Here is a 1,194-nt window from a genome sequence, read left to right as displayed (position 1 = left end):
GCTCGATCGACGACCTTCAACGGATCGTCGAGATGATGGCGCCCGACCTGCCGGACAGCGGGGGCTAGCCGCAATACCGTTCAGTTAGGCTTACAACGGTGTAGTTTGGGGCTATGCCTCGTGCTGGGTGGAGGAAGCCGGTCTCGGATCGTCGCCTGTCGGACCTGGTGTCGGTCGGTGTGCTGACGCGGGTGTTCCCGTCGGCGCTGGTCGATGAGGTGATCGCCGGGGCGGGTCGTACCGAGCGGCGGAACCGGTCGTTGCCGGCGCGGGTGATGGCGTATTTCGCGATCGGGATGGCGTTGCACTCGGAGGGGTCGTACGAGGATGTGCTCAGTGCGCTGACCGACGGGCTGGCCTGGTCCTCGGGGTGGGCGCAGAGCTACAGCCCGCCGTCGAAGTCGGCGATCTTCCAGGCCCGAGCGCGGTTGGGGCCGGAGCCGATGCGGGCGCTGTTCGAGCGGGTCGCGGTGCCGCTGGGCACGGGCGCGACGCCGGGGACGTGGCTGGCCGGGCGCCGGCTGGTCGCCGTCGACGGGATGTGCCTGGACGTTGCCGACACCCCTGGGAACGCGGCGTTCTTCGGCCGGCCGGGGGTGAGCAAGGGCGAGCAGTCGGCGTTCCCGCAGGCCCGGGTGGTGGCGCTGGCGGAGTGCGGGACGCACGCGGTGTTCGCCGCCGAGGCCGGGAAGTACACCGACTCCGAGAAGACCCTGGCTGAACGGCTGCTGACCAGCTTGAAGCCCGGCATGCTGCTGCTCGCCGACCGCGGGGTCTTCTCCTTCGCCTTGTGGCGCAAGGCGGCAGCTACCGGCGCCGGCTTGCTCTGGCGAGTCCAGAACGGAGCCTCGGCCCCTCGGCCCCAGCACGTCCGCGACCTTCCCGACGGGTCGTGGCCGGCGCACCTGCGCAAGTCCACCGACCGCGCCAGCGAGCCGATGCCGGTGCGGGTCGTGGACTACACCATCGACGACGGGCGGCCCAACCCCGAGCACTACCGGCTGTTCACGACGCTGCTCGACCCCGACGAGGTGCCCGCGACCGAGCTTGCTGCCGCCTATCACCAGCGGTGGGAGATCGAGCTCACCTTCGACGAGCTCAAGACCCACCAGCGCGGACCCCGCTTGGTGCTCCGGTCGAAGTCGCCGGACCTGGTCGCCCAGGAGATCTGGGGACACCTGTGCTGCCACTACG

The 1,194-nt window shown here is 70.4% G+C and carries 1 protein-coding gene; it reads left to right on the top strand.

Annotation, left to right across the window (positions count from 1 at the left end):
- Positions 1–113: 113 nt before the first annotated feature.
- Positions 114–1,194 (top strand): IS4 family transposase (locus tag ACRDSQ_RS13995; protein ID WP_431421491.1); only part of this gene is annotated, 1,081 nt, incomplete at its 3' end.

The sequence above is a fragment of the Actinokineospora sp. genome (assembly GCF_050699995.1).
Taxonomy (GTDB): domain Bacteria; phylum Actinomycetota; class Actinomycetes; order Mycobacteriales; family Pseudonocardiaceae; genus Actinokineospora.
This window is presented reverse-complemented; position numbering and strand designations above follow the sequence as displayed.